General features: G+C 46.7%; 17 protein-coding genes and 2 pseudogenes. 10 read left to right on the plus strand and 9 right to left on the minus strand.

The features are described from left to right. Positions 1–100 precede the first annotated feature (100 nt). Positions 101–937, plus strand: coding sequence for a phytanoyl-CoA dioxygenase family protein (locus OXH00_08385; protein ID MCY3741025.1), 837 nt, complete (start codon positions 101–103; stop codon positions 935–937). 275 nt (positions 938–1212) lie between these two features. Here OXH00_08385 and OXH00_08390 read toward each other — a convergent pair whose 3' ends face one another. From OXH00_08390 to OXH00_08425, 8 genes and pseudogenes are all read right to left on the minus strand, one after another. Then, positions 1213–2136 (minus strand): nucleoside hydrolase, encoded by a 924-nt coding sequence (locus OXH00_08390; GenBank protein ID MCY3741026.1) that lies wholly within the window; start codon positions 2134–2136, stop codon positions 1213–1215. A 562-nt stretch (positions 2137–2698) separates the two neighbouring features. Next, positions 2699–2905, minus strand: coding sequence for a hypothetical protein (locus OXH00_08395; GenBank protein ID MCY3741027.1), 207 nt, complete (start codon positions 2903–2905; stop codon positions 2699–2701). 105 nt (positions 2906–3010) lie between these two features. Then, complete coding sequence (locus OXH00_08400; GenBank protein MCY3741028.1) at positions 3011–3403, minus strand: thermonuclease family protein; 393 nt, start codon at positions 3401–3403, stop codon at positions 3011–3013. Between the two features lie 65 nt (positions 3404–3468). After that, positions 3469–5502, minus strand: coding sequence for a tetratricopeptide repeat protein (locus tag OXH00_08405; protein ID MCY3741029.1), 2034 nt, complete (start codon positions 5500–5502; stop codon positions 3469–3471). Between the two features lie 3 nt (positions 5503–5505). Beyond that, positions 5506–5811, minus strand: a complete 306-nt coding sequence (locus tag OXH00_08410) for a type II toxin-antitoxin system HigB family toxin (protein ID MCY3741030.1) — start codon at positions 5809–5811, stop codon at positions 5506–5508. A gap of 111 nt (positions 5812–5922) precedes the next feature. Continuing rightward, positions 5923–6132: pseudogene (locus OXH00_08415) on the minus strand (helicase). Further along, positions 6068–6412, minus strand: a complete 345-nt coding sequence (locus OXH00_08420; GenBank protein MCY3741031.1) for a hypothetical protein — start codon at positions 6410–6412, stop codon at positions 6068–6070. Before OXH00_08420 ends, OXH00_08415 begins: the two are co-directional and overlap by 65 nt. Before the next feature lie 199 nt (positions 6413–6611). Then, the gene (locus OXH00_08425; GenBank protein MCY3741032.1) at positions 6612–8594 is read right to left on the minus strand and encodes a hypothetical protein; all 1983 of its coding nucleotides are present in this window, start codon (positions 8592–8594) and stop codon (positions 6612–6614) included. Between the two features lie 716 nt (positions 8595–9310). Between OXH00_08425 and OXH00_08430 the strand changes: the two genes are divergently transcribed. The 7 genes and pseudogenes from OXH00_08430 to OXH00_08460 all read left to right on the plus strand — a co-directional run bounded on the left by OXH00_08430 (position 9311) and on the right by OXH00_08460 (position 14044). Then, entirely contained in the window at positions 9311–10024 is a 714-nt protein-coding gene (locus tag OXH00_08430; protein ID MCY3741033.1) for a hypothetical protein, read from the plus strand. A 77-nt stretch (positions 10025–10101) separates the two neighbouring features. Then, positions 10102–10836, plus strand: coding sequence for a hypothetical protein (locus tag OXH00_08435; protein ID MCY3741034.1), 735 nt, complete (start codon positions 10102–10104; stop codon positions 10834–10836). Positions 10837–10928: 92 nt separating this feature from the next. Then, a complete protein-coding gene (locus OXH00_08440; protein ID MCY3741035.1) occupies positions 10929–11672 on the plus strand; it encodes a hypothetical protein in 744 nt (247 codons plus the stop codon). After that, positions 11669–12676, plus strand: coding sequence for a Gfo/Idh/MocA family oxidoreductase (locus OXH00_08445; GenBank protein MCY3741036.1), 1008 nt, complete (start codon positions 11669–11671; stop codon positions 12674–12676). The genes OXH00_08440 and OXH00_08445 overlap by 4 nt, the downstream gene beginning before the upstream one ends. Positions 12677–12723: 47 nt before the next feature. Next, positions 12724–13014 carry an ArsC family (seleno)protein gene (locus OXH00_08450; protein ID MCY3741037.1) on the plus strand — a complete coding sequence of 97 codons (291 nt, stop codon included), beginning with the start codon at positions 12724–12726 and terminating at the stop codon, positions 13012–13014. A gap of 21 nt (positions 13015–13035) precedes the next feature. Then, on the plus strand, positions 13036–13803 hold the full coding sequence (locus OXH00_08455; GenBank protein ID MCY3741038.1) for an NAD(P)-dependent oxidoreductase: 768 nt from the start codon (positions 13036–13038) through the stop codon (positions 13801–13803). A gap of 52 nt (positions 13804–13855) precedes the next feature. Beyond that, positions 13856–14044, plus strand: a pseudogene (locus OXH00_08460) (site-specific DNA-methyltransferase). An 18-nt stretch (positions 14045–14062) separates the two neighbouring features. Here OXH00_08460 and OXH00_08465 read toward each other — a convergent pair. Then, on the minus strand, positions 14063–14404 hold the full coding sequence (locus tag OXH00_08465; protein MCY3741039.1) for a hypothetical protein: 342 nt from the start codon (positions 14402–14404) through the stop codon (positions 14063–14065). Between the two features lie 371 nt (positions 14405–14775). On the opposite strand from OXH00_08465, the gene OXH00_08470 reads away from it, so the two are divergent. Beyond that, positions 14776–15849 (plus strand): hypothetical protein, encoded by a 1074-nt coding sequence (locus tag OXH00_08470; protein MCY3741040.1) that lies wholly within the window; start codon positions 14776–14778, stop codon positions 15847–15849. A 446-nt stretch (positions 15850–16295) separates the two neighbouring features. Then, the gene (locus OXH00_08475) at positions 16296–17723 is read left to right on the plus strand and encodes a site-specific DNA-methyltransferase (protein ID MCY3741041.1); all 1428 of its coding nucleotides are present in this window, start codon (positions 16296–16298) and stop codon (positions 17721–17723) included. Positions 17724–17895 lie beyond the last annotated feature (172 nt).

Below are 17895 nucleotides of genomic sequence, written 5' to 3' on the forward strand. Positions count from 1 at the left end.
CTGAAAACGTTGAGTGTGATTGCCAAAACAGACTTGACACAACGGTGCAAATTGTCTATAATCCTCTCACATTAACAGACTCGCAACAGAGGAGCAACGTATGCTATCTCCATACTTGACGGATGTCCAACAAAAGGTGTGGCAGACGGAAGGGTATCTGCTCATCAAGAACGTGCTTTCACCTGCTGAAATTGAAACGCTTTTGGCGGCTGTGGATTCAGCGATTGAAACGTATGTCCAAGAGACACCCAGTCTACAAGGCAATAATCGGTTCGGGAAAGGTGCTTATACGATTATCCGAGCAATTGAGCGGACAGATGCCTTAGATCCGCTCACCGATCATCCGCGGACCTTCGGCACGATCCTTTCATTGATGGGGCCATATCTCCAGATTATGGGCACGCAAATCTATGTTCGTCACCCGGATGTTGACGCGTTGATGGGATTTCATACGGATGCCGGTCCCTCGCTGCAACGGATTCATCCACATCCGGATAGTTTGCCTCTGCAATTCAAAATCCAATTTTTCTTGACAGATCTGACTGAACCCGATCAAGGGAATTTTATGTGTGTGCCGGGCAGCCACAAAGTAGATTTCCCCGAGAACGGATTTAAAAAGGGTGAGTATCCGAAAGGTGCGATTCAGGTCATTGCTGAAGCGGGAGATGCCGTCATCTTCCCTTGGGCGTTATGGCACGGTGTCGGTCCAAATCGGACGGATCGCATCCGCAAAAGCGTCACGTTCCGTTATGGACAGATGTGGTCCCGTCCTTATGACTATGACAAACTTCCCGCGGAAGTGCTTGAACGGATGACACCGCGTCGTCGCCGATTATTTGGAGACATGGGTGAAGATCACCATCCAACCGATTACTTCAAGCCGCATGATCAGCTTGAGGTTATTGGCATTGACGAATGGAATCTCACGCTCCCGTAAAATCACACACCCCAGGCCCGGTAGGTGCAGTTTCATGAAGATTAATTTTTTAATTCGGTAATGTCAGAACGTGCGATAATGCACTTCGCATTTGGGTGAGTACACCGCGATGCACATCGCATCTGGGCGAGTACGCCGCAAAAATCGCACTACTACAAGCCAAACCGTTTGTAGTAGGGCAATTCATTGCCCGTTTATTACCGAAATATTTTCTTAAACTTCATCCAACCGCACCGAATCCTATTCTAAAATTGCCCATATCCATTCCGTGTTGCTTAATCCGAGTGCGCTTGTAATTTCTCAAACAGATCCCTAAAAATCGCGTCCCGATTCACACTCGATGCAACGCGCATCAGATGACGGTTGTTGTCAAAACTCCACGTCACTGCTTCCGTCAAGATCGGACTGTGGACAATTTCTGTCGGTACCCACGCCGGGTTGATGAGGTATGCTGTCGCGGATATATCCCATATCACCTTTGACCAAGCAAAGTGGTCGCTTGCGTAATCCTTAAAGATTTCTACGAGGTAATCACCGACTTTGCCTCTACCTTGCACATAGCGTTCCATCTCAGCGACTGTCGTGTGCAGATGTGAGACGACCCCGCGTGCGGGTAGCCAAACGAATGGTACACCGCAGTCCAAAACCACTTGCGCGCTCTGAAGGTCCTGCATAAGGTTGAACTCTCGGGTGTGGGGCCAGTACAACGGATTCCCACCAAGCCAGACGATGACAATGCGTTCGATAATTTCGGGTGCTATGAGGATCGCGGAGGCGACGTTGGTTATCGCTCCCACAGCAACGACATAGAGTGGTTCTTCAGGACTTGCTGTTAATGCCCGTTCAATCATATCGGTGGCAGCATCGCTTGGCACGGGGGTCTCTTTATCAGAGAGAAACGCCCTGGAACCGCGATAGACAAATCCGTCGGCGGGGACATTCAGGAAATCCAAGAGCCTTAGAATTTCATCGTAGCTTTTCTCCATGCCATCTTCGGCGTTCGCTGAGCGGTTGTTGTGGAAAGGCGCAGCATAGAGTGCCTCAACGTTGAGGTGTTCCGGTGAAAGCAGCGCGTGAACGACTGCAAATTGATCGTCGATTTCGTTGTAAGTATCAGTGTCAAGTACCATCCGCACTTGTCCTGTCGGCGGTTGGAGCATCTCCAAGCGTTTTGACGCTGACAGCTTTGGAAAATTCATAAGCCGTTTTAACCTTGCAAATAGAGTATTTTCTTTAGTATATCACGTTTGGGAAAAGATGGGAATTTATTGTTGCGTAGCGAAATGCTGCGAAATTTTCTGCGGGTTGTTTTAATTTGGATTTCCTCAGACTTCTAACAGAACATATCTGAAGTATTAACGCCTGTGAAAAGGACAACACCAAAAACGGACAATTGAATGATCCTGACGTAAGTCCTAAAAATGTTACACCAGTGTAACATTTGATGTAAATTGATTATCGGTATAAACCCAGTCCCTGTAAGGGTTTAGAGGCAATTTTGGTGTTGCTTTCGTTTTGCAAAAAAAAAAATAATTTGGCGAAAAGTGTAACATTTGGTTGGGTTGTCAGTAGGTCGTCGGCAACGATTTATTTTTGCTATCCGGTTTTGAGGGTGCTCATCGGAATCTACGCGCTATGCTCCTTTAATACTTTAGATATTTCTAATTAATTCGAGTTTGTGTATATATGATAACATATATAATATGAGAATTCAAATGAAAAACAAAGTATTCTGCTTTTCTTACTATTTGCTCGGATTGATTAATCATCCAAGGCTTCTTCACTTTCGTCTTCAACGGGACGCTCAATTAAAATTCGTTGTGTGTAGGAATCGTCTTCGTCTGTCATGAAGACGAGAAGCCCGGCATCAAAGGCGATTTCAAGGATCTGTTCAAAGGCTTTATCCATCCGTTCGTCTTTTGTACATTCATCAACTGTGGTCGTTTCAATATCGATAGTTGGTTTCATAGTAACTCCTGCTCGTGGATTGTGAAATTGCTGAGCATCAGCATTTAAATCAGGCATGAGACCTCACTTGTTCTAAATCTCAGGTGGATGGGCGGAAGAGGGATATTAACGCGGAGGGTGCGACCATTTGGCGTGTCCGCTGTAGACCATGATTGCATTTACAAACACGTGGTCTGGATATCGCCATACATCGGCAACTACGCGATCGTGAGAAATACTGACTGGCTTGAATATGACCTGTTTTCCTTCCAGAAATTGTTTCAGATAGCGGATAGCCTTTTCACCTTGAGGCGTCCCGATTTCTGGGGCATCTATATTTTTTAAGCGAATCTTGTGAAACATATTTGGGCGGTTCAACCGTTCCGTAGGAGTTTCAGCAGCGAGGGGGGCTCCAATCAGTCTTTCCATCGGAGTCCGTAGTGCTGTCTGTCGAGAAATTTCAGGGCTGATCTCAAGCGTATCCCCATCAATGACTCTTGTGACAACATGAGTTTGCATCTTTTTGCTCCTTTTCTGAACCTACCGCTGCCTGTAATAGGTATTATTATTGTTAGGGTTCAAGTCTATGGCTTTGGTAAAGTCTTCAATAACGCGGTTAACTTTGCCTTTGTTGTGATAAGCATTGCCGCATAAGCATTATCATCGTTAGGGTTCAAGTCTATGGCTTTGGTAAAATCTTCAAGAGCCAAGTCGTACTTACCTTTCTCGTGGTAAGCCAAACCACGACTGGCATAGATCCTGGCATCTTTAGGGTTCAAGTCTATAGCTTTGGTAAAATCTTTGATGGCCAAGGTATACTCGTTTTTCCTACAGTAAACCACACCGCGATTGATATAGGCATTATCATCGTTAGGGTTCAAGTCTATAACTTTGTTAAAATCTTCAAGAGCCAAGTCATATTTACCATTGTTGCTGTAGACTACACCGCGACTGGTATAGGCACCGGCACTATCAGGGTTCAAGTCTATAGTTTTAGTAAAGTCTTCTATGGCCAGGTCGAACTCACCGTTCCTATCATAAGCCATACCGCGGCTGGCATAGATATCGTCATCATCGGGATTCAAATCTATAGCCTTGGTAAAATCTTCAATGGCGAGGTCAAACTCCCCCTTTATGCCGTAAGCCACACCGCGAAAGATATAGGCATCGGTATCATCAGGGTTCAAGTTTATAGTTTTGTTAAAGTCTTCAATGGCATGGTCAAACTCGTCATCTTCGAGGTAAGCACGGCCTCGGTTGTAATAGGCTGTGGGATGCTCGGGTTCAAGTTGTATCGCCTTGTTAAAGTCTTCAATGGCATGGTCAAACTTCCCTTTTTTGAAGTAAGTCGCACCGCGACTGGTATAGGTACTGATACAGATCTCGCCATCATCAGGGTTCAAGTTTATAGTTTTGTTAAAGTCTTCAATGGCATGATCAAACTCGTCATTTTTGAAGTAAGCACGGCCTCGGTTGTAATAGGCTGTGGGATGTTCGGGTTCAAGTTGTATCGCAGTATTATAATCTCTAATGGCTTGATCATAATCTCCTTTGCTGGTATAAACATTGCCACGATTGTTATAGGCTGATGCATAGTCTGAGTTGAGTTGTATCGCCGTGGTATAATCTTCAATGGCTCGGTCATAATCTCTTTTGTTGGTATAAGCATTGCCTCGGTTGTAATAGGCCTCGGCGTAATTGAGATTCAGTTGTATCGCAGCGTCATAATCTCTAATAGCTCGGTCAACCTTGCCTGCTCTGTCGTAAGCAAGTCCTCGATTGATATAGGCTATAGCATAATCAGTCCTCAATTCTATGGCAGTATTATAGTCTCTAATAGCTCGGTCGTAATTTCCTTTGCTGGTATAAGCATTGCCACGATTGTTATAGGCTGATGCATAGTCTGAGTTGAGTTGTATCGCCGTGGTATAATCTTCAATAGCTCGGTCATAATTCCCTTTGTTGGTATAAGCTGTGCCGCGATTATCGAAGGCTTCCCAAAAATTAGACTTCAACGCAGTCGCTTGATCATAGGCTGAAATGGCTTTTTCCGGCCGGTTCCCCTGATAAAGGAGGTAACCGATAGAAAAAAAAGCATGTGCGGCGAGTTCACTTTCACTCTGTTTAGGAATGTTTGAAGCGGGCTGCTTGCTTTTGTTTGCTGTTTCTATGGGTGCTTCTTCTGCCAACTCTGGAAACCGTTCGGTGAGTTTTGGAACGTAGGCATCTTCATAGTTGGCAATGATCCGAATAATGAATTTCATCAACGGTGCCAAAGGATGACTTTGATTCTCACCAACGGAATAAATTAATTCTTCTAATACATCATCCAACCATTGATATTCATCTTCTGTCAGTTCGATAACACCGTAATGACCATGCCGCTGCCCAAAATCGATTAATCCATCTAATACCCATACTAACCATTGATAGGCACTTTCAGGGTAGATTGTAGACACAACGGGAGCCGACGATTGAATTTCGACCTGAATTTGTATCGGCTCCGACCTCTGAAACAATTGGGATCCGCTTAAGGTAACTCCAGATGAAACGGTATCCAATTCCAAAGGCCCAGGTATTGATGAAACGTCAAATGCGTGTTGTATTTCCATCGCCATAGTTTACCTCTTCCATTTACCTCTATCATACTCGTCATGCGTAAGCACACGCCTAATAGAAACTGTCTGATCTGTATATTCAACAAATGTGATAAGACGTACGTTTCTACCAATGTTGAAGACTGTCAAAGTTGTGTTTTCACCTGCCTTTATTGGCACCGGGTCTGCTTGAGGAAACGTTTCACGCAAATCTACAAAAGACTCAAAAGTTCCTTCCTCCATCAATGTATACCATCGCTGAAGAGCACTTCTGGCAGTTGAATGTCTCTGCGCAAATTTGTCCAGTTTTCTTCGTCCAATGATCTCCATTAGGTGTTTTCAGGAAATGTCCGCTCCTTGATTCAGTTACATTAAGATGGTCGGTCCCAGTTATTATACCATAGAAAAAATTAATTATCAAAAAACAAGAACGAAGAAACGCTATGCCTCGCTCCCAATATCCAACCCCGACAACTTCTCAACAATCCGCACCGTCTCCAAACTGACACTGATAACCTTCCGAATCAGATCCACGATGTAGGTCTCATCATCCGCACGGTTCGGATCGTTTACGATGTCGCTGCGTCTATCTGTCTTCACGCGATACTGATCCACCACCCACTCCAACGCTGAGCGGTTCCCTAACCGATGTCGCGAGATTGTCGTGGAGGTCTTTCGCCTCCCAGTAGCCGCGCGGCAAGCCGAAGTTGTTATCCGTGAGCATACCGTCAACATAAATTGTTGTCCCTTGCAGCGTGCGGAGCGGTTTTTCACAGATAAGCGTTAGATTGTTTTGCCGGGCGTAATGTTGAAGGAGTGTTGCAAAGGCGAGTCTGACCTCGGTTTCGTTTGTTGCACCGAGTTTTTCATACTGTTTAAGTTCTGTGTAAAAGGTTTGTATCGCTTTATGTGTCGGTTTGATGTTCCGCACGCTTTCGTTGAACTCCTGATTTATATTCTACATAGGTTCTATGCTATTATGTCAATTCTGATTGAATTTCTCTTAAAAGCATCAAGGTTTTTGATCATGCCCGGTGCGGTTAGGAGGGAAACACCCAAGCAAAAACACCGCACCTACCGGGTCTGGGTGGACGGTGCGGTTAATGTAATATAGACTTTTAGAAGGACTATTACAGGTCAAATAGAAACGGGTTATTCGCATCGTAATAATATGCGGGTTCCTCTACGGAGGTCCGACTGTCCTTTGTTAAGCGGATAGGTGCCGAGAATTGTTCGATAATCCCCTTTTGCGCCAGCCATTCGCACGCCAATTCAAATGCGAGTCCACGGCTTCCAAAATGCGTATAGATGTCGGTTATTGTGCGTTCCTCGCCCGATTCCTCTAAAAAGTCAAGCAGCGGTTTAAACAACGTCTGTAGGTTATCTTCCAAGTAGGTGTCTACCTGTTCAAGTGCCTCGCGAAGCATCACTTCATCTTTTGGCTTGTCCAACAGATCTATGAAAACAGCGTTGAAAAAGTCAGGATTGTGATCAAGGGCTTGATAGAGAACCTTCCTGCGTGGTGTTTCACCGTGCATAAGCACCTCAATACATGCCAATTGTCTGACCATATATGTTAGGTAGAGAAACGTATAATCGAAATCCCGCTTGAGGTGAAACCATTTCTCGGCTTTCGCGAGTACGGTTGTTGCGAAAGCTGCGGCGTTGAGAAGTTGGGAGTGCTTATCCCGTTCACCGACTTGTAGACAGGACGGGTCTCCGATGGTGAAATTAGCATCTCCATCTACAGAAAGCAAACTATCCTTGGAAAAAAGGACACGACTCTCCGCGAGGATTGAATGGAGCGTGCTGCCTTGTAGCGTTCCTTCTAACATTTTTCTATAAGCACTGCGGGTATAGAGTCGCACCTGGATCGGGACCCCTTCTTCAATTAATTGATACTGTTTCTGTTTGAACCTCGTGCCGTCACGGAGAATCAGGGTGATATGGACAGTGGTTTTTTCCCAGACATTGTCTTCAGCAAGGTTGCTGGTGAGAATCGCCGCGAGGATGTACATATCCTGCTCGAGTGTGTCCGATATACTCTCGACGGCGCGGTGAATTTGTGCGTGGATATCCCCTTTCAAACGCGATTGAGAAGCATCGCGAGCGACAAGAAACACCCTATCAAAAACACTCGCTCCTACAGTGCTATCGCGAGCAGAGCTCGCTCCTACAGTGCCATCGTAGTAATAGGCGGGTTCTTCAACGGCAATTTGGCTCTTCGCCGTGAGTTTCAGTGACATCGAAACTTGCCTGATAATCCCCTTCCATGCCAACCATTGGCACACCAGATTGAGCGATCCTTCACCATCATCATGTAATCCGCGCCCTAAGTCTGCATACAATTCCGTAATCGAGCGCGGTGCTTTCTGCTCAGCGAGATAATCAAGAACCGGTTGGAAAATAAATTGCCGTTCATCAAGGTAGGTGTTGACAGCCTTGAGCGCGTCCTGAATAACTGCCTCGCTCTTTTCGCAGTTAATCAGGTCTGTATAGACACGGTTAAAGAAATCAGGATTGTAGCGGAGCGCAGGTTGAATCACCTCTCTTGCAGGAATTTCATCGTTCAAAAGCACTTCTATCCGTGCTAATCCTTGCACCACTTCCAATAGCGATAGAAAGGAAATCAGGCAATCTTTATTCACGTAAAACTGCTTTTCAGTATAGACAAGGCTCGGCAGCGTGCTGGCGATGACGTTGAGCAGTTGGAACTGTTTATCGCGTTCACCGATGTTATCGCGGTTTGCGTTCTTATCATACCACTCTTGGATAGATGCATCATGGGAAAAGAGGAGCGTGCTGTGCGAGAAATAGGAGTGCATGAAAGACCCCTGTTGCGCGCTCTCAATATTCTGCTTAAAAGCGTTCCGCGGCGTTATACTGGCGTGGATGTTTACGCCGTTTTCAATGAGCGAGAAGAAAGATTGTGTCGGACGGATGGCATCCTTGCCGATGATTTCGACATCGAGGTCCGATTTTTCCCATACTTGGGCATAGGAAAAACTACCCGCAACAATCGCTGCGAGGACATAGGGATCTTTCTGAACCTTTTCGACAAGTGCCTCTACTGCTTCGTGGTACTGCTGTTCGATAACGTCTTGGGATTGCATTGGAGCCTCCTATTTTGATGGAACTTGAAGCCGAATTTTGCTGGAAAAAAATAGGGGATTTACTGTTAAAAAATTATACTATAAATCTGTTAAGAGTGCAAATTAATTTCAGCAGAAGTTAGGGCTATTTGTAGTAGGTTTTACAGCCAATGATGTGCTTGGAAAGTGCACCATTGGGGTCAATTTAGTCCCGTAGGTTGGGTTGAACGGTATTGAAAAGGTATATGTCCGTGTGTCAGTACCCTCAAACCTAACTTGTCATCCTATACATCCAAAAACGCAGTGAAACCCAACTTGAGACCCTCAGGTGTCCCGAAACGGTAAAGGTGTTGGGTTTCTCTCGGTTTTCTGTTTGACGTGGCATCTCTGGTGCGGGCTGAGTGTTGTGTTATTTTTCAGGGTTTTGGGAATATCCGTTCAACCTATAGGAAACACCCCAGCAAAAACACCTACGGGAGGATACGGTTTTTTCTAAAATTGACACCTATGGTGCGGTTAGGAAACCGCCCTACCGGTCCTGAAAAAAATATAGAATTACCGAAATATTTTCTTAAACTTCATCAAACCACACCTATCGGGCCTAGCGGGCAAAATTGGACAAAAAAACCGAAAACTAAATAGTCCTGAGTATAACTCACGGTTTTCTTGCAATAATTTTGGACTTGCGTTAGTATGTACGGCAAGTACTACCTCACACACAAACGGAGAAATACGCGATGAAATGGACAAAATATGGGTGGGTTGCAATGATAGCGATGCTAATCAGCATACCTGTTGTCTTCGCAGCCCATGAAGAAGATAAGGGGCCCGAAAAATTCGGACGTTACGAATTCAAGGAACAAGACATTGCAGAAGCAACGGATGCATGTGATGCCGGTGGAGCGTCGGGACCCGAATTCGTGCCGACAGTTCGTGATAAAGAACCCAACTTGGCACTCCTCAAAGATGCGGAGGCGGAAGCTTCCTCGCAGTTAGAGGGATGGTGTCCGCGTAGACACTGTATTGAATATCTCAACGACGGTTTTTACAACAACTGTCGGAGTTGGATCATCGGCCCGGTGCCGGGGTGGGCGCAGATTGACATGGGTGATGTCGCGAATGTGAACCGTATCTATTTCGCGAGCGATCATGCACAAAATTTCCAAGACCGGACAACCGCTGATTTTGATATTCTCGTCGCGACTACCAAAGCGGATCCAGATTCTGAAGCGAACACATGGACAAAGGTTTACACGCACAAGGGAGACCCTATTAGCGAAACAACTGAGTTCACCTTCAAAGATGTAGAAGCACGGTGGTTGCGCCTCCATATTCGCGCGAACGGTGGCGCGCGTGTTGATGAAATCGAGATTTATGGTGGACGTGATCCGATGGCTGTTGAACCGGACGCGAAACTTACCACAACGTGGGCAGAGATCAAAACAGAGTAGGATTGCTATCTGTAGGCGAGGTTTAAAACCTCGCCTACAACAAATAAGGTAGAAAAGAAAAAGTGCGATATGCCTGCATGAAAACCTTCATCTGGCAGATAACTCTCATCGTTATACTGACGCTGTGTGTTAGTATCGGTTATGCTGAAATTCTGTTTCAGGATGACTTTGAGGCGAAAAACGCGATTGGTCAGCGGGTCATTGATGAAACGAAATGGATGCCTCTACCGAGTTGGAAGCTCAGCGACAACGCGGATCAGCACGCGGTTTTAGGCAAAAAAGTGCTTGATATCTGGGGGCATGGTGCCGGATTAAGTATCGCTGAGTTCCCAGAGGAATTTGATTACTATGCCGATTTCAAGACGATGGAGGGAACCGGCCCCGGGAGTGTCGCACGTTTTGTGTTTCACGCGCAAGAAGATCGAGTGGACCCGCTCAACCTTATTCAGGCAAACAGCATTTATAACTACTACTCGGCATCAATCACGACGGAAGGTGCTAAATACTCACCCCAACATATCCGTTGGGCGCGCCACTTCGTGCGCGAAAGAGTTCGGCAAGTTTGGAGCGTTCCGTTTGCAGACAGACAAAATCGGGAGCGGGACGTTTGGTACCGGGTGAAGTTTGAGGTGCGGGCGAATCAGCAATTTTATGCATACTTGGGTGAAGTTGGTGCAGACCCGAATGAACTCATTTTCGTAGGGACATGGACCGATGTTAAAAAAGGGTTCGCGCAGGGAAAGATTGGCTTCTCAATGATAGGAAATGTTAAAGGGGCTGGGGTGAACGCGCCCAATTCGATAATATCGTAGTGACTACGCCGGGATCTCATCCGCTCCCTGTTGCCCCAAGCGGGAAACTGTCTTTGACATGGGGTGAGCTCAAGCGCGAATAAGGAGACTGAATGCGATATACCATTTTTTTTACACTTATTTTCCTGACACTCGCTTTGTGTGTTAGCACGGTTTCTGCAGAAATCTTATTTCACGACGATTTTGAGCGTCAAGAAATCGACCTCGCTCAATGGGCACCGCAAGCGAGTTGGGGACTTAAGGAGAATGATACCCGACATGATGTGCTTGATAGAAGAGTGCTCGACGTTTGGGGCGGTGGTGCTGGGTTGACGCTTACCGATTTCCCTGAAGAATTCGACTACTACGCCGATTTCAACGCAAAGAACGGCGGTTCGTTGGGGTTCGTTTTCCACGCGAGGAACGACAAATACTTCTATATGCACGAGATTTCAACTGCTGGTTCTAAGTATTCACCGCAACACATCGGATGGCATATAAACCTTGAGAACAACTGGTCCGTCGAAAATACGCCTTTTGCAGATGAAAAAAAACGTAGGCAGAATGTTTGGTACCGCGTCAAGTTTGAAGTGCGCAAGAACTACAAGTTTAAGGCATACCTCGGTAAGGTTGGTGCGAAATGGAATAGTCTTGTCTTTGTGGGTGAATGGAGCGATAGTGAGAAGAGATACGAAAAGGGTAAAATCGGTTTCTACGCGCGAGGCGGTAATCGGGGCGCGGCCGCCCATCACGCGCAATTCGATAATATTTTCGTTACGACCCCGGAATTTAATATTTTTTCCGTCGAACCGAAAGGGAAACTCACGGTGACGTGGGGCAATCTGAAAACACAATGAACTCTCAAAAACCGTTAGCAATCGGTATCATCGGTGCTGGCAATATGGGTAGAAATCATCAGGGGACAATAACCCGTTACGGCGCGGGTGTCGTTGCTGTGCATGACGTGCGACTTGAGGCTGCGCGTGAACTCGCAACGCATGCTGACGGCGCACTTGCTACTACCGATTTAGATGCTTTTTTCGATGTAGAAATGGATGGGGTCGTGATCACAACACCACCCCCCATTCGCTTTGAACCTATCCAGATGGCGTGCGATCGTGGTATTTCTATGATGGTCGAAAAACCGCCTGCACTGAATATGATTGAAGGTAGAAAGTGTCTTGAAGCCATTGAGAAAGCGGATGTCATCGCCGCCGTGGGATTTCAACTCCGTTATCATCCGCTCTATGAGCGGTTAAAGGCGTTAATCGCCGCGGAGACGGTACACCTCGTCCGAACGGTCTGCACCGTCAATTATTACCTCAGTTTCAGTATGGCACCATGGTTCCTGCAGTATGAGATCAGCGGCGGCCCCTTGCCGGAACAAGCAGTGCATGTTTTGGATTGTGCGCGGTTTGTTATGGGGAACCCGAAACCCGTGCAGGCGCATGCATTGGCTATTAAAAATATGGCGTTGGAACGGACGGAATTCGATGCAGAAAACGCCATCCAGATGACCTATCAGTTGGACAATGGCGTTTTCGGAACGCACATGAACCACTGCGGTACCGAAGGATTTACTTTTGAGGTCGAAGTCGTCGGACCGCATTTGCGACTACACGCACACATGACAGATAATACTATTCGCGGGTACCTTAACGGTGAAACTGTTAATGAACCAGCGGTCTCCGAAAACAGTTTAGGCTTAGACAAAACCGAGGCGTGGCTGCGCGCCATTGAAACAGGCGACAGGACACTCATCCGCTCACCTTTTGCTGATGGCGTGCAGACACTCGCCTTAATTGATGCCGCGGTCCAGAGTCGCGACACCGGTAGATTTATCCAAGTGGAGGAACTCTAATGGTGGATTGGATCTATTTTCGGAATAGCTGAAACTCATGCAAAAAAGTGCAAGAGTTTCTTGACACACATAACTTACAAGCAGAAAACCGTACGGACGCTCGAAAAGAACGAATGGATGCTGCAGCAGTATGGGATTTGATGGGCAGTGCGGAGCAGATCGTTGTCGCGAAAGGGAAGCGCGTGGAAACTTTCGTGCCGTCTGATGACACACAAGCACCGATTCTGAAAGCCGTCCTGGGTCGTAGCGGTAGCCTGCGCGCACCGACAGTCCAGAGTGGAGATGTCTTTTTTGTCGGCTACAATGTAGCACTCTATGAGAACCCACCGTTTGTCTAAATCTTACGAGGACGAAAACTGATGGCAACCATTGAAAAGATTTTGATTACGGGTGCAAGCGGATATTTAGCGCAATTTATTATTGACCGGTTGCACGGCGCGTATGAGCTGACACTGACTGACATCGTTGAACCGGATCAAGTGCCTGAGAATACGACCTTTATCAAGGCGGATGTGACAAACGCTTCCGAAATCGAAGCAGCGTGTGCAGCGCAGGATGCGGTTGTGCATCTTGTTGCCTTGGTCCGAGGACGATCCGATAAACCCGCTTCGCTATTTGCTGATGTGATGGTGAAAGGCACATGGAATGTTGCTGAAGCCTGCATCCGACAAGGTGTACGGAAGCTTGTGAACATATCAAGTATATCGACGTGTCCGCCTGCGCCGAGTGCAAAACTGCCTTATGAGGTGGGTGACGATTTCCGGTTCGGACCGGGTGATCTCTACTATGCGCTCGCAAAGTACCTCGGTGAGCGGATCGGCGCAGCATACCATCAGGCACACGGATTAGATGTAATTCATGTCCGTCCAGGGGTTATCGCTGGCGATGGACAAAACCCCGGTCCAGCAGCCCCTGATGTTGTAACGGATCCTTGGTTCGTTTATGTGGATCCGCGAGATGTTGCGCAATGTGTCGCTCGCGCAATTGAGACAGAGACGGTAAAGTATGGGGCGTATAATGCTGTTGCTGGACGTACCGATTCCCGTTTTTCGTGGCAGCAGGCAGAAGACGATTTGGGGTATTCACCAGAACACAACTGGCCAGATATCCCCGGTGGCGAGACGTAAAGATGCTTATGACACCTGAAAACAATGAACCTCAATCAGGAACTACCGATTTATAGAAGCAGCCAATCAGCAAAAGTTACTACAAACAATATATACCTACCTTGATCACGAGAAGGCATCTGGTGCTTTAAATAATAACGGGATTCCGAGGATGGTTCGCGGATATTTCTCTGAAATGGCGTGCGTTATTGGTGAATGTGCCCGCGTTCTAAAACCCAATGCCCGTCTTTTGATAAAAAATGTCACTGTCTGACGTTTGTTAGGGGTTTACCACCCGTTGTCGCTTAAGCGTTTCGATTTCCTGTGTAAGTATTTCAATCTGCTTGGCTTGTGCGTTGTCTTGGACGCTTCGCCAGCCTATCATGATTGTCAAAACAACTAAAGGAATACCTATGAGTGCTATCACAGCGACAAGGATACCTATAAGCCATGCCACTGGTGTTTTTAGGCGCTCTATTTGTTGAGTGACGTGTTTTTGTGTACGGTCTTCGGACTCTTTAATCTTTGCGTCAATTTTCTCGATGTCCTCAACGGTCAACTCACCAAGAGCGGGCAAAGCTACCACAGAAAAGAGTATTGAGAGGACGAGTATCGTTTTCATGAAGTGTTCCAGTCCCAGTTTGTTTTATCCCCCTGCAATGGTGAGAGGGTGGCAGAAACGGAGAAGAACTCCGTTCATTGCAGTGCCACCCTAAACTGGTTCTTTAAGAGTGTATCAGATTCACGAAAAAATAGCAAAGGAAACCTTATCAAGCTTATCAAGTCTCCATAAGACGGAGCAGCCAGTTCCGTGAAAGGTCGTTGGAGGTGTCAGTGGAAGTGTCATTATACCAAAGGGGTTCTCTGTGTACAAAAACTTTCAATTATTTATCAAACTCACGTCTTGATACGGAGAGACACGTAATGTTCAAACAGCATAGTGGTTTACAACGAATGCTTTTTCAATTGGTTCTCGGAGTTTCCCTATTTATAATGGTAGGCACCGTTGCCGCTGCAAAATGGGAAGTCATTTCTGAACTGCCAACGCATCGAACAAGCTTTTCGACCGCTGTGGTGGATGGTAAAATTTATCTCATCGGTGGGACGCTCTTTGAACATGCACGTGGTGTTTTGCGTGATCCGGGTCCTGGTATTTGGCGGGGTCCATTTGGGATGTCCTTGGTGGAGGTGTATGACCCAGAAACCAACACGTGGCAAAGACTCGCTAACATGCCGACTGTCCGGGCAGGCACTGAGACCGCTGTTGTTGATGGCAAAATCTATGTTATGGCAGGATACGCCGGGAAAGACAACCATGGTAAGAATTTCAAATTTCTGAAAGCCGTTGAGATGTACGATCCACAAACCGACACGTGGGTCAGGAAGCAGGACTTGCCGGTTTCCCGTATGCAGTTCGGCATTGGTGCAGTCGCTGGCAAAATCTATGCTATTGGTGGGGTTCTGGATCCAAAGGAGAAGAAACCTGGGCTGCAAGGACGCATTGATCTCGTAGAAGTCTATGACCCTGTTAGTGATACATGGGCAAAGCGGGCGGACATGCCGACAAGACGTGATGGCTTTGCAACAGCAATTATTGATGATACTATTTACGCCATCGGCGGGAATGGCTGGCCGCAAGTCGGTGCGGGAGGTCCTGCTCTTGGAACGATTGAGGTCTATGAGCCGAGAGTCAATCGGTGGACGAAGAGACCTGACATGCCAAATCTGAGGAGGGGCTTTGGAATGGTTGTTATTGCGAATAAAATCTATCTCATTGGCGGCTCCGCTGTGGGAGCGCACGGTGTCCGAGGTGAGCGACTTACGAGTACTGAAGTGTATGACCCGGCTACAAAGAGATGGCGTTTGACTTCTACGCCTACTGCCCCCACCCTATCGCCATTTTCTATGGTGGCAGTCAACGGCAAGATTTATGCCTTTGGTGGCACCACAGAAGATAGGGAATTTTCTCCAACCGTTGAAGTCTTTGATACCGGTTTTCGTGCCGTCACAGCAAAAGGAAAACTCCCAACGCGCTGGGGATCGTTGAAAATAGAACGCCAAAACTAATTTGGTAGGTTTATGTTATGGATTGATGCATTTTTTGGCGTTGCGTCAGGCAAAACATACATATTCGGACATTAATTTATTTTTTGTTGCACATATTTTGTATAGGTGTTAAAATATATCTGACGTTAAGAAAATTCACGGTCTCGCGTGGGTTACGTCAGGGCAGCTTCCTAATTCATTAGGTGCGCCGCAGGTAGTACCAATACCCGCGACGCTTCAGCACTGCCATAGACTCGGTATGACAGCGCTGGTTTCTATTGTATCACAACACACGCTTTGCGTGTGAGATTATTAATGGAAACCAGCACCCTATAGGGAAGGTTGCCGAATTCCTTTCTATTCCCTCGCGCGCCTATCAGCGCACCCATCCCTATAGTCCTGTCATTTTTTTAGACCCAGAGAAGAGGGTATCCCTTTACTCTCATGTTGCAGTCTGTGAGAGGACTATGAACACTCCATTTGCAAACACGCTCTATTACGGCGATTGCCTTGATATTATGGCAGGCTTTCCCGACAGCTATATCGACCTGATCTGCCTCGATCCGCCGTTCAACTCCAACGAAAAATATAACAAGGTTTTCAAAGATTCAGGACTCCGTATCGACCCACAAATCAAAGCATTTGATGATGTCTGGCTCTGGGATGATACGTCTGCGGAACGCGTTGAACGCGTCAAGAACGCAGTTGCTAACCCCGCGTCCAAGGTGATTGCTGGGTTTGAAGGATTCATTCCGCGGAGTAAGATGTTATCGTACACCTCCTACATGGCAGAACGCCTCTTTATGATGCACCGGATACTCAAGAATAAAGGAAGCATCTACCTACACTGCGACCCCTACGCCAGCCACTACCTCAAACTCATAATGGACACTATCTTCGGTGAAAAGAATTTCCAAAATGAGGTGATTTGGTACTACAAAAACGCTTCTCGTGGAAAAAAACGACTTGCTAAGGCACATGACGCGATCCTCTGGTATTCTAAAACGCCTGAAAACTATGTTTTTAACCGTGACGATATTCTTGTTCCATTTGAAAGTGGAATGACAGAATGGCGTTATACCAAAGGTGGACAGACTGGACAAGAAATGCCAAAAGGTAAAACCCCTGATGATGTCATTATAATGCCTGCACTAAACGCAATGGCAAAAGAACGTCTTGATTACCCAACTCAAAAGCCACTTGCCCTCTACGAACGCATCATCAAAGCGTCCTCTAATCCGGGTGATCTTGTGCTTGACCCTTTCGCGGGTTGTGGCACGACCATAGAAGCTGCTGCGAAAAACGGACGGGATGTTATCGGTATAGACATCCTGCCCTTCGCACTCCGTTTGATAAACCGTTACCGCCTTGCCCCTAACGGTATAACACCACTTCCAATCGAAGGGGTGCCTGTTGATATGGACACCGCCCGTCAACTTGCCAAAACCGTTCCGTTCAAGTTCCAAGACTGGGCGATCTCACTCATAGACGGTTTGGCATCCAACCCACAGAAAGTTGGCGATGATGGTATTGACGGGTTTGGGGTGTTCCTTAACCCGCCAGATAACATGGATCGCAAAGCGATTATCGTTCAGGTCACAGGTGCCTCCGGCTCACAGAAGGCGAAGTTTGATAGACTTCACGCGAGTATCCGAAACGAGAACGCCGCGATGGGCATCCTAATCACACTCGATGCGCAAACTGCACAACGCAATTGGAAACATACCTTAGGCCCTATAAAGATGGGCGAAACCACTTACGCCCCTATACAGTGTTTCTCTATTGAGGAATACTATCGAAATGACGAGCGATGGGATCGGATATTGACACTCCCCTCGCTGGCAAATCCGTGGACAGGGAAGCATATGCAGCAGAAGATTTTATTTGATGAGTAAATGAATAAGATGTATGCTTGGTTCGGTCGGCTGGACAGGCAAGAGATAAACAGCGGAGATTTGCCGTTTTCATACATGACACTGGCGTTTGTGTAAGTCCTGTTAAGATTAAAGATAACCATAGGTGTCAATTTAGCGATTTTTGGAGGCGTTTTAGCAACTGTAGATATAA

Source organism: Candidatus Poribacteria bacterium (assembly GCA_026706025.1).
GTDB lineage: Bacteria > Poribacteria > WGA-4E > WGA-4E > WGA-3G > WGA-3G.